The sequence below is a fragment of the Butyrivibrio sp. ob235 genome (genome assembly GCF_900109475.1).
Lineage (GTDB): Bacteria > Bacillota > Clostridia > Lachnospirales > Lachnospiraceae > Butyrivibrio.
On record NZ_FOBE01000007.1, the window covers coordinates 110,778 to 127,204 of the forward strand.

The following is a 16,427-nucleotide window of genomic DNA, read 5'->3' on the forward strand; positions in this document are numbered from 1 at the left end:
GTTTCTTATAATTCAGGCATGAAGCTCTATGGCTTTGTGCCAAAACTATATGATCATTCTTTGGATGTCATAAACTTCTCTTTGATCTGAGGGCCTGCAACCTGGATAAGAATTACAAGGATAAGGATTATTCCCTTGATTGCGTTGTTAATGAGTGAATCCATCTTAAGAGCGATGATGATTTTGTCGATTACGGTGTAGGAAAGTGATCCGAAAAGTACACCGATCATTTTTCCCTTACCGCCTGACATTGCGATGCCACCGAGTACTACTGCTGCGATTGCATACATCTCATAGCTGTTACCTGTTGTTGCGGGATCTGATGAACCGTTCATGCAGATCCAGAGGAAAGCTGCTGCACCGATCATAACTCCCATGATCACGAAGGACATCATTTTCATGAGTCTTACGTTGATACCGCTCATAAACGCACCCTTTTCACTGGAACCAACGGCATATATCTTTTTACCGAACTTTGTATCGTTTGTGATGTATACGAAAAGAACAGTGAAAAGGATAAGCACGATTCCCACGATGGGAAGTGTTGCAAGCTTGCCGTTACCAAAGCCGTACATTGAATCGTAGCCCGCAAGGCCGGAGGTCATCTTGTATACTGAGCTTCCTCCGCCGATAAGCTTCTTTGAAATGTGCTGGCAAAAATACTGTGCAAAGGATCTGTAGATAAGCATGGTTGCAAGAGTAACAATAAAGGAAGGCATTTTCACAACCCCGACCAGTATTCCATTGATGAGTCCGAGAAGCGCACCCATTACCAGGGAAAAGATGAGGGTTGCTGCGATGTTGCCATTTGTCATATTAAAAATGACTACCGAAAAACCGCTGACGAAAGCCAGTGTTGAGCCGGCTGACAGATCTATCTCTCCCGTGAGGCACACAAGGCCCATGCCAAGTGCTACTATTCCGATAACTGCTGAGTGACGGAAAATATTCATGGTCGCACTCCAGGTAAAGCCGCTGCTAGTCAGAGCGTAAACCAGAAAAATTATGAAAAATACAAATATGAAGCTGTAGCCTCGCCATATTTTTCCTATCATATTTGTTTTTGACTTGTTGTTCATTTCACTGTTACCTCGTTATCGTTTTTCTTTGCTCCGGTTTCCGTAAGTCCTGTGGACATCATCATCACTGTGTGCTCTTCTATCTCCTCGTGACTAAGAGTCCCTGCTATTTGTCCCTCATAGAAAATCAGACATTTGTCCGCTACCTTCTGAAGCTCAGGTATTTCGAGCGTGTTTACAAGTACTGTCTTGCCCTCATTTGCAAGAGACAGGATCAGCTTGTATATCTCTTCCTTTGCGCCGACGTCTATACCCTGAGTCGGGTTGTCGAATAAAAGGATATTAGCATCTGTGTTAAGCCATCTTGCTATGAACACCTTCTGCTGATTACCGCCGCTCAGCGATACAATAGGCGAATTCCCCGATTCCGCCTTGATGTTAAGCTGCTTCTGGTAGCGGTTGTATTTCTCTGTTTCAGCCTTTTTATTTATGTGGAATTTTCCTGCGGACAGCGTCTGCTCTGCAAGATACATATTCTCCACAAGGCTCATATCCGGTATTACCGATGTTTCTTTTCTGTTTGCGGGAAGAAGTCCTACTCCCGCTTTCATAGCTTTGTGAACGCTACCGCTTTTTACAGGCTTTCCGTTTATCTCCAAAGTTCCCTCTATTGGCGCTGTTATTCCGAAAAGACACTGTAAAAGTTCACTGCTGCCGCACCCCTGAAGTCCGGTCAGCCCTATAATCTCCCCTTTTTTTACCTCAAAAGAAATGTTTTTAAAGCCCTTACCCGACACGTTTTCGAGCTTCAAAACCGTATCTCCGGTCTTTCTCTTTTTGTAGCTTCCTGCCTCCTCGGCGTGACCAACCATAAGCTTTGTCACCTCCGGAGGAGTAGTGTCCGCGATCTTACCGCTTCCAATCAGTTCTCCGTTTCTGAAAACGGTATAAGAGTCGCAGTAGGCAAAAATCTCAGGCATCTTGTGTGAAATGAAGATGAAGGATATTCCTTTATTTTTCAGGTCCTTTACCATACCGAAAAGGTGCTCAACCTCATCATTGTTAAGTGAGGTGGTGGGCTCATCAAGTATGAGGAGCTTTGCCCCTGTAAGAAGAGCCTTACTGATCTCAAGAAGCTGCTTGTCTCCTGTCCTTAGGTCGGACACCATAGCCTTCGGATCCATTTTTATTCCCAGTCTCTCAAAGAGCTCCTCGGACTGTCTGATCATTTCTTTTTTATTCAGTTTTCCAAAAGCTCCGGTGATCTCTCTGTTTATGAAAACATTTTCAAAAACCCGAAGATCGTTAAAGAGATTAAGTTCCTGGTGAACGAAGGCTATTCCAAGCTGTTCACTTTTTCTTACTGTGATGTTCTTAAGGTCCTGCCCGTCAAATCTGATGCTGCCGCCGTCACACGGTATTGTTCCGGTAAGTACGTTCATAAGTGTGGATTTTCCTGCACCGTTCTCACCGAGAAGGGCATGAATCTCACCCTTCTCAACTGTAAGATCCACGCCCTTTAATACCGGCACACCACTGAAGGACTTTCGTATACCTTTCATTTCAAGAAGTGCCATGATTTTTACCTATCCTACATTTGTGTTTATTGACCCCTCATCCGGCAGCTTCGCTGCCACCTTCCCCCCAAGGGGAAGGCTTTAATTGAATCCTACGAAGTCAGCTACGTTGTCAGAAGTTACGTTCTGGCACTCGATTACGTGGTCCTGAGTAACCTCTTTGCCATCAAGTGAATCAACCATATCCTGGATTGCTGTCTGGATCATGCTGGGGCTGTATGTTACAGACATGATGCCGCCAAGCTTCTCTGTGATGTCTGTGTAGTCCTCACCGCGAAGAACACCGTAAAGCTCATCAAGACCGCCGCAGCCTGTGATAACGGGCTGGTTTCCAAGGAAAGCTTCCTTAGCTGCATCCTCGATTCCGCCACCCTTAAGTGCCTCAAGGATACCCATTGCAAGTTCATCATCCTCAGCGTAGAACCACTTGATATCTGTGTTTGAAGAATCACCCATAAGTGTCTCGAAAGCAGCCTTGGTATCGGAACGACTCCAGTTCATAGCGCCTGAATATGTGATGTTTGCATCAATCTGATCCTGTGTCCACTTTGCATCATCAGCGATCTTCTGTCCGTCGAATTCGATCTCGCCAAGAAGATACTCTGTGAATCCCTGGTCACGAAGAGTTGTAACTGAAGAAGTGTCGCCCTCGTATACATATACCTTTTCACCGGGCTTCATTCCAAGTGATACGAAGTATGCTGCAGAACCTGCGCCGATACCTTCGTTGTCACCCTTAACGTTTGAAACTGCGCTTGATGCAACGCCGTCGATGATTCTGTCAAATGCTACGTAAGGAATTCCTGCATCTACAAGTTCCTGAATAGCTGACTGTACTGTGTCATCGATAGGCTGAACAACTACTGTGATGTCCTTCTCGCCCTTAGCGATGATGTCCTCGATCTGTGTGATCTGGTAAGCAGCGTCCTCACAGGTGATAACCTCTGCTGAGTACTTTCCGCCACCGTTCACTTCTGCAACCTTCTCCTTTGCAAATGTTGCAACGGAACCTGTCCAGCCGTGATCCTCGGGTGCTGTAAGAACATAGATGTGTGATGTGCCTTCAGCTGCAGCTGCCTCTGTGCTCTGTGCTGTATCTGCTGATTCTGATGTAGACTCTGTAGATGAGCCACCGCATGCTGTAAGTGATAATGCCATAACGCCTGCAAGAAGTCCTGCTAATAGTTTCTTTTTCATTTTGATAATCCTCCCTAAAGTGAAAAAAATTATGCTCGTCACAAGTGCTGTGCACATGTGCGTGTTTCATTTGATGTACATATGATATCGCGAGGAGGAGTGTGCCCGCTTTTCCCTCTATTGAATATAGCCACCCTTTTATTGCAAAAGTTTGAAGGCATAAAAAAAGCATGCAACAGAAGTCAAATATCCGTTGCATGCATTGCCTTCCCCCTCAGAGGGAAGGTGCCCGAAGGGCGGATGAGGGGACATGATTACTTAAGGTATAGTCTCACCTTCCCGCAAATACCTGTCGGGTCTGTGGTTTCATGATTAAAGTCAAAAGGTGCAGAGGGGTAGTTTCTCTGGTCTCTGGCGGGTGTTGTTGCAACCTCGCAGAGAATCTCGTTTTCACCCTCTTTCAGAAGTTCACCGATGCTTACCGTGTAGGGCGGAGTGAGTCTTACTTCAGACTCCTTTCCGTTTACAAAAAGCTTAACCACATCATAAACCTGTTCCATCTCAAGGTAAGCTTCCTTTACAGGACGGCCTATGGTGACATTTTTCCTGTATCGAAGGACACCTGCGAAATCCGGGTGCGCATCGCTATAGGGCTCCAGATCTCTGTAGGTCTCTTCCTCCGAAAAAGTGGGATAATCTTTTGCTTTTGTTGCAGAGACCTTCCACTCGTGGGAGATATCTTCTATCTTATCCGCAGCGCGAAGTCTTCCGGAAAGTGAGCAATAGGGCTTTAGCCCCTCTCCGTCCTCTTCTATTAATAGACAGCTCTCTCCTGCAGGTACTTCGATCCTTACTCTGCCATCTGCCATCCTGCTAAGCGCCCATTTTTTCTGTCTGAATGCGTCGACATATACTGCACTTCCCTCGAACGGAAGATTTATCACACCGTTAAAATCTTCCTCGGGAGACTCGTTCATAAGCATAATAATCTGCTTACCTTCTTTTTCATAATGGTAGAGTGTGAGCTCCAAAAACTCCTCATCAAGGAAAGGCTTGCTCCAGTCGTTGCACTCAAGTTCTCCCGACACCTCATCAAGGCTGACCATGCTGAAAAGCTTCTTCCATTCCTCTTTCGCAGGCGCTTTTCTCACTTCATCCATAAGCATGGACTTCGGGTAGCCGCCGACAAAGTAAACGGGGAAGGTAGGATTTTCCTTCTTAAACTCATAGAGCCTCTCGGGGAGATACTCCGCATAGGGCACAAGAAGCACATCAAAGGTCTCACCGTTAATGCAAATTTTGTTTCCGTCCGCATAGCCGTTGTAGGCCTTGAGATTACACAACATATCGAGGCATACGATGTCGAACTCTATCTGATTCGTTGTGAGCGCGCGGCACACTCTCTGCATCGGCATGCATGAACCGCTCCAGTCGCCCTCGCCGTCATAGAGCACAGCTATTCTCGCCTTGTGAACACCGCCGTTTAAGAGGTCGCACATTCTGTTTGCATACTTCATGAGTTCTGCAAAATATGGAAATTCCGGGTTGTTTCCACCTGCATAGAAATGCGGCGGGCAGTCGAAATCCGGATACTGTGCCATGGAAAATGCATGCGGAACAAGATGGTTGATACCTCTCACAAGAAGGTGATCAAGAAGTCTCTTCTGATCGCGCACTCCGAAGTTCCATCCGTAGGCTCCGAAAAGCTCACACATAGTGCGGCCTTTTTTCTTCGGATCAAGGTGACCCGCTGAGGCACCCATTTTTCCTAAGGCATAATGATAGAACTCGCCATCGAGAACAAGCGGTCCCATGCCCTTTCTCTCCTGAACCGGCGCGCCGAATACCACCTGGCCTCCGATTACGTCAATACCTGCCATGTCCTGGCCGCTGATTGCGCGGAACCAGTGGGCATCTCCCAGGCCAAGTCTTGAATGAACTCCGTTATCCTCAACCACGTGTCCGATATATTCGACCCCATGCTCATGGCACCATCTGCCGATGGGCTCTGAAAAGTTTTTCTGATAAAGTCTGGACACACAGTCCATGTAATCGTAGCGGATCTGAGGCTCGTCCTTTTTCTCCTCACCCTCTGCAAAGAGGAAGGCAAGGAGTCTCTGATAGTCTTCACCGCAGCGCTCCTTTATCATCTGTGCAAGTTCTTCGCTCCAGGGAAGCTGCATACCGGGCTTACCTAGCTTTGTATCGTAGCCCTGCTCCATTGTATTGCCAAGCTGCGGTTCATCTGAAAAGAAGCCCGCGATCACATTTCCGAAAAGATCACCGTAGTGCTTATAGTGCTCCTCGTAGACACCCTCTATCTGAGTGTGCGCGGAAACGCTGTCTATCATGTTGATGTAGCTCTCGTTGCCACCGTCGGTGCAGGTTGTGTAAAGCACATGTATCCTCCACTGTCCCTTGGGGAGAGTGAAGGTTATCTCATCCTGTCCATGGTACTGGCCCATGAGATTTATCTCTTTTTCATGAAAACGGTTGCCCTCCGCGAAGGGCACAGCCACGATCGAGAGTATCTTATTCTTTTCTCTCTCCGCATCGTTTGCAGGCTGTCCTATCTGCCAGAAGCCTATGGTAGGTTTCATCATGCGGCGGACGTTAAGTGTGCGCGGTCTCACAGAACCGAATACATCGCAGGCAGTACATGCAAGGTACTGCTTTTTCCTTTCGGGATACTTTTCCTCGATAAGTCCGTTGGCATAGCCTGTGGGAAAGTGTTTATCGTCCAGTATCCATATTTTCATGTCACGCTTCTTTGCTTCGTCAATGACAATGTCCATGTCATGCCACCAGCCTGGCCCGCAGAAATCCTTGTGCGGTCTTGCTTCCACGCAGACGGCCTTTATGCCGCATTCGTCTATTTTTTCCATTTCCTTGCGGATTGTGGCTTCGTCCTCGCCGCGCATCCACAGGAAAGGGAAGATGTAGTTATTCATGATTGTTCTCCTTATTCAACAGGATAATCCGGCTCCTTCTCGACGCTTTCAAATCCTACTCTTATTTCTTCGCACAGTTCTGTAGCTGAGTCTGCACCTGCATAGATTCTGAAGAGTCCGTCCTCTAAGCAGTACTTACCCTGATTGTTCCAGAAGCCCATATGCTTCTTTAAAAGTTTTACCTCTACAGTTTTTTCCTCGCCTGAAGCCAGCGTGGCCTTTTCAAAACACTTAAGCTCCTTAACGGGTCTTACGATTGATGCGGCGACATCCTGCATATAAAACTGTACAGTCTCGGTACCTTCCCTGTCACCGGTGTTCTTAACCTTAACAGAGATTTTAAGTGCATCATTGTCCTCGGTTACTGCAAGGTCTGAATACTCGAAGCTTGTGTAGGAAAGTCCGTATCCAAACGGATAGAGCGCGGTGAACGGTGCATCGAGATATCTCGAGGTGAACTTAAAGTTGCCCGCAGGTCTTCCCGTGTTTGGATGATTGTAGTAGATCGGGCACTGTCCCGTAACTGCAGGGAATGAAGATGAGAGTCTTCCCTCAGGATTCTTTTTTCCCGAAAGAATATGTGCTATTGCATTACCCATCTGAATTCCAAGATGCCAGCCCTCAAGGATTGCAGTAACATTTTCTGCTTCCCACTGAAGGGCAAGGGGTCTTCCGTTCATAAGAACAAGAACCACAGGCTTTCCGGAAGCAATGAGCTTTTGCAGAAGCTCTCTTTGTTTTCCGGGCAGTGTGATGTCCGCTCTTGAGGAAGCCTCACCGGACATAGCAACAGTTTCTCCGAGAACAGCAACAATCACATCCCCGTTATTGCAGGCATCCTTGATCTCATTTTCATTTAAGTCACCCTCGGGGCCACCGCAGGGATAATAATTTACATTTGAAAATTCCTGCTTCATTCCATCTAAAATAGAAACGCAGTCCTTTTCCTTCCAGCTTATTGCCCAGGCTCCAACTACCTCAGACCTGTTGTCGGCAAGACTTCCCACAAGACTGATTTTGGTGTCCTTTTTAAGGGGCAGTATACCACCTTCATTTTTCAGCAGAACTGCAGACTTCTCTGCAGAAGCAAGTGCAAGCTCTTTGTGCTCTTCCGGAATCTCTTCGTATCTCTTCATCACCTCTTCGGACACATAGGGATGATCAAAGAGACCAAGCCACATCTTTACGGACAGAACTCTGCGGCAGGCATCGTCTATAGCATCCATTGAAACCTTGCCTTCCTCTACGGACTTCTCAAGGTTCTGAATATATATTTCCGTCCCCATGTCCATGTCGAGTCCGGCATTTGCTGACTTTTCGCCTGCATCCTTCTCGTCCTCGGCGATGCCGTGAACCACACATTCTTTTATTGCATTAGCATCACTTACGACAAATCCCGGAAGTCCCATGTTGTCCTTAAGGATGTCACGGAGCGCCCACTTATTCACGGTACTGGGAACACCATTCAAATCGTTGAAGGACGCCATAGCTGTCTGCGCGCCTTCCTCCACTGCTGCCCTGAAGGGCACGAGATAATTGTTATATAAAATGTGGTTAGCCATGCTTACAGTGTTGTAGTCCTTGCCGGCCTCTGCCGCTCCGTATCCCACAAAGTGTTTAAGACATGCTGCCACGTAGTTTTCATTTTCAGAGTGGTCATTCTGAAGTCCTCTCACCTTCGCCCTTGCAAAGCATGAGCCAAGATACGGGTCTTCTCCCGGTCCCTCGGATACTCTTCCCCATCTTGCATCCCTTGCGACATCGAGCATAGGCGCAAAGTGCCAGGCAACGCCTGAGCATCTGGATTCCTTAGCCGCCATCGCAGCAGTTTTCTCCATAAGCTCTGTGTCAAAGGAGCCTGCCTCCGCTATTGCAATCGGATAAACCGATCTGAATCCGTGAATTACATCAAGTCCGAAGATAAGCGGAATTCCGAGTCGTGTCTCCTCCACCGCAATTTTCTGAAGTTCGTTGCACTTCTCGGGATCCTGCACCATGAGTGATCCCACTTTTCCTTCTCTGATTGCATCCTCATGGTAGTCGGTCTTTGCGGTTTTCATGATGTTTTCAAACTCTTCTTTCGAGAGTCTTCCGTCAGTCATCATCTCGATTAGCTGTTCAAAAGGCACATCAAAGCCTCCCACAATCGAAACGGACTCCTGATTCATCTGTCCGATCTTTTCAGTTAATGTCATTTTTGAGAGCAACTCTTCCACCCTATTTGTCTGCTCTTTTGTTAATGCTATACCCATTTTTACCCTCTCTTATTATGCCTTTTTTTATCTGCCTGTATATTCAGCGTAGTCAAACTTTGCAACGTTATCGGATTCACTTCCGTTACCGGATGCAAACATTCCCAGCATGGTTCCGACCATGCCGCCAACCTCTTCGGGGTTTATCTTCTTTCCGTCTGCATGTGCGTAGAACTCTTCCAGGTTATCCGCAGTCTGTCCCATGTAGAAAGTGTAGTCCTGTCCCTTTGCTTCAAGCCTTAGAATTACAGGTCCGTCAAATTCCACCTCGCATTCCTTTAAGATAGTCTCAGTTGACTCGCTCTCATATCCGGGCATGAAAGGAAGTCCCTTCTGCTTTGTAGTCACGAGTACAAGTGCAATAATCTGTTTTCCGTCCTTGCTTTTTTTCTCGAAGCGGTACTGGTGATTGCACTGCTGCATTATCACCATGCCTGCGCTTTCACTTATCCCTTCATTTGTGCCTGCCTTGAAATCCATGCTGATTTCGAATGAAAAGTCTATGTGTCTCTGTCTTCTGCCTACAAAGGCTACGTTCTCATCCTTTTCGGTTTTCGGTGCAAAGCTCACAGGCTGAAGCTTTCTTATCATATCTCTCTTAAGGCACTTAAGCTGTAATGCGCTGTCTTCTATTTTGTAGTAGTCCTCCGAAGGAGTTCCCCAGAAGCTCCAATCTATGCCAAGTGTTTTTCCATCAAAATCATCTCTGTCTGCGGATATTTCATCCCCATCCTCGCACCACGGAAGATCCGGATCCGCAGGATAGCTCAGCTCAACTTTTCCTGTCTCCTTGCTGAAAACCGGCCATCCTCTCTGCCATTCCACAGGGCAGATGAAGGACTCTCGTCCCATGTTCATATGCTGACCATCGATTATTCTGACCCCCAGCATAACGGCGTACCATTTCCCCTGAGGTGTCTCCACAAGATCTGCATGGCCTACATTTTCAATAGGATAATCCCATCCAAGGTGTCTGTGTGTGAGTACCGGATTCGCGGGGTTTCCCTCATACCAGCCGTCTATGGTCTTGCTTCTTGCAATCATTACGGAATGGTTGTGCTCTGTGCCGCCCTCAGCGATCATCAGATAGTAGTAATCGCCAACATGATAGATATGAGGAGCTTCAGGAGCCCAGGCTCCTCTCATCGCACTGTTCCAAATTTTCTTTCTCTCACCGCAGACCTTGAAGTTCTCAATATCATAAGGTGTTAAATAGAAAGCCCTGTTGTTATCCTGCTCTTTATCCTCACCGGGACTGACCAGGTAACACTTGTCATCGTCGTCGAAGAATATGGAGCAGTCAATATCCTGAATGTCTGTAATGTAATGAGGCTGTGACCACGGTCCCTTGGGATCCTTCGCTGTTACTATAAAGTTGCCCTTATCCCCAAAGTTACAATTTATAATATAGAATGTTCCCTTGTGATAGCGTATTGTAGGTGCCATAACTCCGCCGGAAAACAGGTTGGCGTCAGTATAGAAGCCGTTCTCCGGTGTCATTGCATAGCCTATTTGCTTCCAGTGCGCAAGGTCCTTACTGTGAAAAATCGGTATTCCCGGGCACAGCTCGAAGCTTGAATTTGCTATATAAAAATCATCTCCCACTCTGCATATGGAAGGATCGGGATAAAATCCCGGAATTATTGGATTTCTGATTAAATGCTCCATAGTAACTACTCCCATCAAATATTAGGTATCTTGGAAAGCTTCTCATCCATCTCGTCAAACTTATCAACATCGATATTTCTTTCAGCGAGAAGATCTCTCATCTTCATTTTTCCAAGGACTCCCATCATCATGTCGTCAAAGGTGAGATCAGGTGCAAAGGGAGGTATCTCCTTTCGCATTCTGTCGATAGTGTCAGAGAGCACTTTAACGGCCTCGGGATTACCAAAGATTCTCTGAAGTGTGCAGTCAAGTGAGAGCCACTGTTCACCGTCGTCTGTCACATGCGCCTTGCATACAGGCTTTACAATACCGGTCTCATCAAAATCCCCAAGAACATCGCGGAGCCAACCGATACTGTCATCAACCCAGTTCTTTGCTCTCTCAGTGATAAGCACATTCTTAAATACCAAACTTGAATCGCAGGTTGAAAAGCCGTGCGGACCATAGTCGTAGACATGACACTCAAAGGATGTGTTGTACTTGTTCAGCGCACTCATCATGTCTATAGTATTCTGGATTGGCACCACATTGTCAGTCCTTGTTGCAAACAAGAAACAGGGGCAGGTCTTCTCATCAACAGCATCCACAATTGAAGGACCGTCTGTAATCTCATGTGCAGTATCTTCTCTTAAAACTGCATATCCAAGAATTGCTGCTGCGGGACGGTTCTTTGACATTGTCGCTGCTGCGCCCGCGAGGTGTCCGCCTGCTGAAAAGCCGATAACCGCAATCTTATCTGTCATTACGTTCCACTCATCAGCTTTTTCCTTGATATAATCCATAGCCTGATCGTAGTCATTCAAAGGATTGGGCCAAGCTGAATCCTCTTTAACAGAATATCTCAAAATAAAGGCATCATATCCAGCCTTGAGATACGGAAGTGCCACCGGATCTGCTTCCCTGTCGGAGCAGAACATATAGCCGCCGCCGGGGATTACAAATACTGCAGGGCGCTTGGTCACTCCTCTGAATTCTCCGCCTACATCCTGGATCATTGCGGTTAAAGTTACGTTTCTTTCTTTATTAAGTGTTATTGTTTCTATTTTCATAATGATTCCTTTTATTATGTCGGAAAGTAAGTAAAAAGCGCCGGCATGTCTTTTCACATACCGGCGCGATTACATACCAAAAATCGTTACCATTAGTTTTTTGAAAAATTACTTGTTCTTTCTTGCATCAAGCTCAGCGTAGATCTGCTTCATCTTCTTAGGTGTAAGATCATAGAAGAGAACAGAGATACCTGAAAGTGCAATTACTGCTGCAGGGAAGAGGTTAACAAGTGCGTTGATACCAACCTTAACTGCTTCAGTCTGCTCTGCATTGGGAACATAACCGATAGCTGAAAGAAGTGATACTGTTACAACACCTGTAACTGCTGTAGCAAGCTTAACTGAGAAGCTTACAAGTGAGAATGTAAGACCAACCTCACGTACGCCATACTTCCAGTCGCCATACTCGATAGAGTCGCACATCATACCGGGTGCAATGTTTGCGTTAGCCATTGTAAGACCGATAACTGCTGAAACTGCAAGAATGAATGCCATGTTGTTTACAGGTACAAGGAAGAGCAATACAAGTGCTGCAACCTGGATGAATGTTGTAAGAAGCATGTAGCCCTTCTTAGAGAATGTCTTTGTTCCCCAAGGAAGTGTCAGGTTACCAAGAAGCTGGCAAACTGTCATTGTTGTGAAGATAGGTGAAATCATCATCGGGTTTCCAATTACATAGATTACATAGAATGTAAGCATTGACATACGAGCCATACATCCCATAGCACCTGAGAATGTAGAGAAAACTGTGATCATGATGTTCTTGTTCTTAATAACATAAGGAAGAGCTTCCTTGATAGGTGTAGGCTTTACGTTCTCTTCCTTCGGAACTGCAACTTCCTTACACTTCCATGCGCAAAGGAGGCAAACAGGGATAAGAAGCAGTGAGAAAAGAACTGTTGTCTTGAAATAACCCTGAGCTGTAGGCGTTGCGCTGTGGCCGAAGTAAAGGATAAGAGGCATTGCAACAGCTGAAAGAATCATGCTGATAGCACCTGAACCGATACCTCTGCAAGAAGCATAGTCCATACGAACCTGTGAATCTCTTGCGATAAAGTTTACAAGTCCCTGGTAAGGGATGCAAAGTGCTGTGTAAGCCATACCTGCGCCGATGTAGCAGATCAGGCATACAAGAACTTTCATAGCGCCCTGAAGCGGGAATACTGTAAATGTCAGTATGTTAAAGATTGCCAGGAAAATAGGTGAGAACATGATGTAAGGACGGAACTTACCGAAGCGTGTCTTTGTCTTATCACATATAGCACCCATCATAGGATCGTTGATAGCATCCCATACACGAGCTATTACGAAGATCAGTGATATAGCTGATGCTGATAATCCAACGATATCTGTGTAGAAAATTGTGAGGTAGGTATTGATCATATACCATGAAAGCTGGCAGCCAACCTCACCCATTGCGTAGAAACCACCGGTGACCCAGTTAGTCTTTTCTTTTTTTTCATTGTTCGAAGCATTGTTTACCGGTGTTAACACCCTCTCATCAGATGCCTCTGTCGTAGCATGATTTACCATTTTGTCGTTTCCTCCCAAGTCATGGGATGTAAATTTCGATCCCATACCTTTATACCTTCCTAAAAATATAGTATTGCGTTAAAAGTTTTTTCTTTGCCTAACCCTTAAGGACGGGTTAAACACGTGCACGTTTGTTATGTATATACTTTATCTTTTATATGCAATTCTCTCTTGCTATACATTCCACGATTTACTGCAAACGTTTCATATTTTGGGCCAAAAAATAAGAGTGATGCAACAAATGATAAACATCGTTGCATCACCCTTTTAATCCATTGAAAAGATATGAATCATGCACACTTCGTGCGGCTCAAGTCTTGCATTAACCAAAATCGAATGATCCGAATCCTCAAGCTCCGCCTTCTCCAAAGTGAGCTTCGGAACGCTTATTGACTCAAGGTATTTCACATCGCTCCTTGTAAGTCTTGTCTCATACTGGAACTTCTGCCACTCATCAAGTATGCTTCCATGATTTCTGTTAAGAATGCGCCTTTTTATATACCAGTTACCGGTACCCTGCAAATGCCTGATGGTTACTGAAAGCTCCAGCGCCTGTCCTACCGTATATGATCCGGAACCCATCCTTTCAAGTGGCACCTCCTCCGGTCCGAGGAAATATCCCGCAGAAAACCAGGAATCATTGAAAAGCAGCATCCTTATACTGCCGTTATCTGTTTTCGTAATAATGTAATGATCACCGTGTGCCAAAAGCTTGTGTCCCAGCGCATTCAGAAAAGCAAAGGAATAATAAGCAGGTTTCAGAATTCTGTCAGTGGATATAAGTCCGATACTTCCGTTTAAAAGTCCGGTGGTATCCATATAATTACTGATCCAGTCCGTAGAGCTCATTATTGAAAGCGCATCAACATGTCCGAGAAGCTTCTCAGCTCTGCCCGCTATATATGAAGCTCTGAAGCAGCTGTCATTTACATAGTTTCTGTTAGAAATAGAAATATTCCACTCGGTTATGAAAAGCTTGCTGTCCGATAATCCGGACTGTTCCATCAACTCTCTTATCTGGCGTACCTGCCGCAGTTCATTCTCAGGATCCTTGCATACACGTCTGTCATAGTTCCCTTCGTCATCAACTGAATTCACATAGGGGAACAGCAGGAAGGACACAAAATCCGGCGTCTCATCCTTTGCAACGAGACTCAAATACAGTGATCGAAGCTGCTCCCAGTCATCCTCAACCGTTCCACCGAAACCGCCGACCATTGCATCCGGTATCTTCCTTTTAACAGTCTTATACAGAAAATCGTATGCCTCTTGTACGGAATAGGAATCCCCCTGCCATAATCTGATATTTTCCTCCTGAAGAATCGGTATGGAAGATAGCTCGAAAATCCAATCAGATACTTCCTTAAGTCCGTATCTGTCGACTATATGATTGAAGAATTCCGAAACGGCTGTCTCCCAGGCCTTCCTGGACACAAAAGGAATATAGTCGTCCATTTTATATATCTCACCCGTGGACATAGCCGCCATATCAGGCTTTCTGCCAAGACTGAGGAACACTTTGATGTGATTTCTTACAAGGAAGTCGAGTGCAATATCCACCATGTTAAAGTTGCAGGCTTTCCTTCCGCTGCCATCCGTTATCATCAGTTTTGTTGAAAAAAGTGTCCAGATACGAGCCATATCAAAATGGAGCTTGTCATGCAGATATTCCGTGTGATACTGCATGTTTGCACGTGTAAGATCATTGACACTTCCTATATTAAGCATGCGGTTCCAGATTTTTTCATAATCCTCACCGTCATTTTCGGTCAAATCCACCGAAATGCTGTCTGACACTCCGACGCCTCCGTGAATAGCAACGTTGTTCTCAAGCTTTTCCCTGATCTCAACGTCAATTTTCTTCTTCTCGTCCTCCTCCTTCTTCGCATCCTCGCTGTGAAGCTCACGGTACTGTGAAGGAGACATATTCATCTCTTTTCTGAAGGCGCGGTTAAAGGATGAAGAGTTGGTAAAACCGCAGGACAGCGCTATCTGCGTCATGTTCTGATCGGTTGATGATAGCAAAAGAAGTGACTGCTGAAGTCTTAATCTTGTTACATAGTCAGCAAAGTACACACCTGTATTTTTCTTGAAAATTCTGGAAAGAGTGGATGCAGATACATACATGCTCTCCGCAAGCTCGGTGAGGTTAACTTCCTGATCCAGATTGCCGATGATATACTGCATCATCTGCTGCATACGCACATCGTTGTCAGGATTACCCTGCGCCTCATTGAGGTTCTGTGTCTGATAATTCTCTATAAGAGTATCAAGAATCAGGTACAGGTTGCTGTCAATACGGCAGTCCGACTGGCGCGATCCGTAGAGATACTCCTCCGTCATATGGTAAAAGATGTTCCTCAAATCCTCATAGGACTTACTCTTATCAGCCACCGAGTTGCAGTAAAAGAGCACATTTTTGCCCTTCATTACACTTCCAATCATCTTCATGGAAAAAAGAGCACGTCCCACAATGGACTCGCCCACATCTCCAAAACTGTACTCAACACCGGGATTAATCATGACAACATCACCCTCGTTAAGGACGAAGCTATCCTCAAGCACATTGACGGTAGCACTTCCCTCAATTGCAAAAAGAAGCGTCAGGCTCATAATAATGTGTTTTTCATTCTTTTCCGGTCTTACTATTTCATAAGAGCATGTATCAAAATTCATAGAAACATCCTTTTTTATTTATTGGTGAATATTAATTGTAACATTTTGAAGATTTTTACGCAAAAAACGCCCCGATAAAGCTTACTGTAAGCTCTATCGAAGCGCTCAAAATATTACAGATTAAACAATAAGAAGACGTCTCTCATTTACGTGATGACCGAACTCGGGCATGTAAACCATGGGCTCCTTGTCAGGATCAAGTCCGTCCTGGATGATGGGCGGCATATAAGATGATGTCCAGCAGAAACCGTACTTGAGGTCGTGATAACCCTGTGCAAGGCCGCCTTCCTTCTTAACCTTCAGAACAGCGGGAACTGTTGTCATCCAATGTGTATGGAAGTCTGAAGCCATCTCTTCGTTTGTGAAATCCTCACCCTTGATGTTCCAGGTGATGTTTTCCTTCTCGATCTTCTCACCGTCAACGAAAAGTGTGCCGGGACGAAGCTGTGAAAGGAAAATTCCTCTGTAATAGGGCAGTCTTACCTTGAACTGGAAGCCTGTAACATTGCCCTCTGCGTCTTTTATATTTCTGAATCCAACTGACTGGATTACCTGTTTCTCCATT

The 16,427-nt window shown here is 45.6% G+C and carries 10 protein-coding genes; all 10 read right to left on the reverse strand.

Annotated features, from left to right (window positions below; all coding sequences use genetic code 11):
- Positions 1–53 precede the first annotated feature (53 nt).
- A complete protein-coding gene (locus tag BMW61_RS07725) occupies positions 54–1,079 on the reverse strand; it encodes an ABC transporter permease (RefSeq protein WP_091820771.1) in 1,026 nt (341 codons plus the stop codon).
- Entirely contained in the window at positions 1,076–2,596 is a 1,521-nt protein-coding gene (locus tag BMW61_RS07730) for a sugar ABC transporter ATP-binding protein (protein ID WP_091820774.1), read from the reverse strand. The genes BMW61_RS07725 and BMW61_RS07730 overlap by 4 nt, the downstream gene beginning before the upstream one ends.
- Positions 2,597–2,677: 81 nt before the next feature.
- Positions 2,678–3,793: a substrate-binding domain-containing protein gene (locus BMW61_RS07735; RefSeq protein ID WP_091820777.1), complete on the reverse strand. Its 1,116-nt coding sequence runs from the start codon at positions 3,791–3,793 to the stop codon at positions 2,678–2,680.
- Between the two features lie 254 nt (positions 3,794–4,047).
- Positions 4,048–6,684 carry a glycoside hydrolase family 2 gene (locus tag BMW61_RS07740; protein ID WP_242876659.1) on the reverse strand — a complete coding sequence of 879 codons (2,637 nt, stop codon included), beginning with the start codon at positions 6,682–6,684 and terminating at the stop codon, positions 4,048–4,050.
- Positions 6,685–6,695: 11 nt separating this feature from the next.
- Positions 6,696–8,936, reverse strand: a complete 2,241-nt coding sequence (locus BMW61_RS07745) for a glycoside hydrolase family 3 N-terminal domain-containing protein (protein WP_091820781.1) — start codon at positions 8,934–8,936, stop codon at positions 6,696–6,698.
- A gap of 27 nt (positions 8,937–8,963) precedes the next feature.
- Positions 8,964–10,604, reverse strand: a complete 1,641-nt coding sequence (locus tag BMW61_RS07750; protein WP_091820805.1) for a glycoside hydrolase family 43 protein — start codon at positions 10,602–10,604, stop codon at positions 8,964–8,966.
- A gap of 14 nt (positions 10,605–10,618) precedes the next feature.
- Positions 10,619–11,653, reverse strand: coding sequence for an alpha/beta hydrolase (locus tag BMW61_RS07755; RefSeq protein ID WP_022762110.1), 1,035 nt, complete (start codon positions 11,651–11,653; stop codon positions 10,619–10,621).
- Positions 11,654–11,761: 108 nt separating this feature from the next.
- Positions 11,762–13,231 (reverse strand): MFS transporter, encoded by a 1,470-nt coding sequence (locus BMW61_RS07760; RefSeq protein ID WP_242876661.1) that lies wholly within the window; start codon positions 13,229–13,231, stop codon positions 11,762–11,764.
- Positions 13,232–13,453: 222 nt separating this feature from the next.
- Positions 13,454–15,862, reverse strand: coding sequence for a GH39 family glycosyl hydrolase (locus BMW61_RS07765; protein WP_091820783.1), 2,409 nt, complete (start codon positions 15,860–15,862; stop codon positions 13,454–13,456).
- Between the two features lie 120 nt (positions 15,863–15,982).
- Entirely contained in the window at positions 15,983–16,426 is a 444-nt protein-coding gene (locus BMW61_RS07770; RefSeq protein ID WP_022762113.1) for a C-glycoside deglycosidase beta subunit domain-containing protein, read from the reverse strand.
- Position 16,427 lies beyond the last annotated feature (1 nt).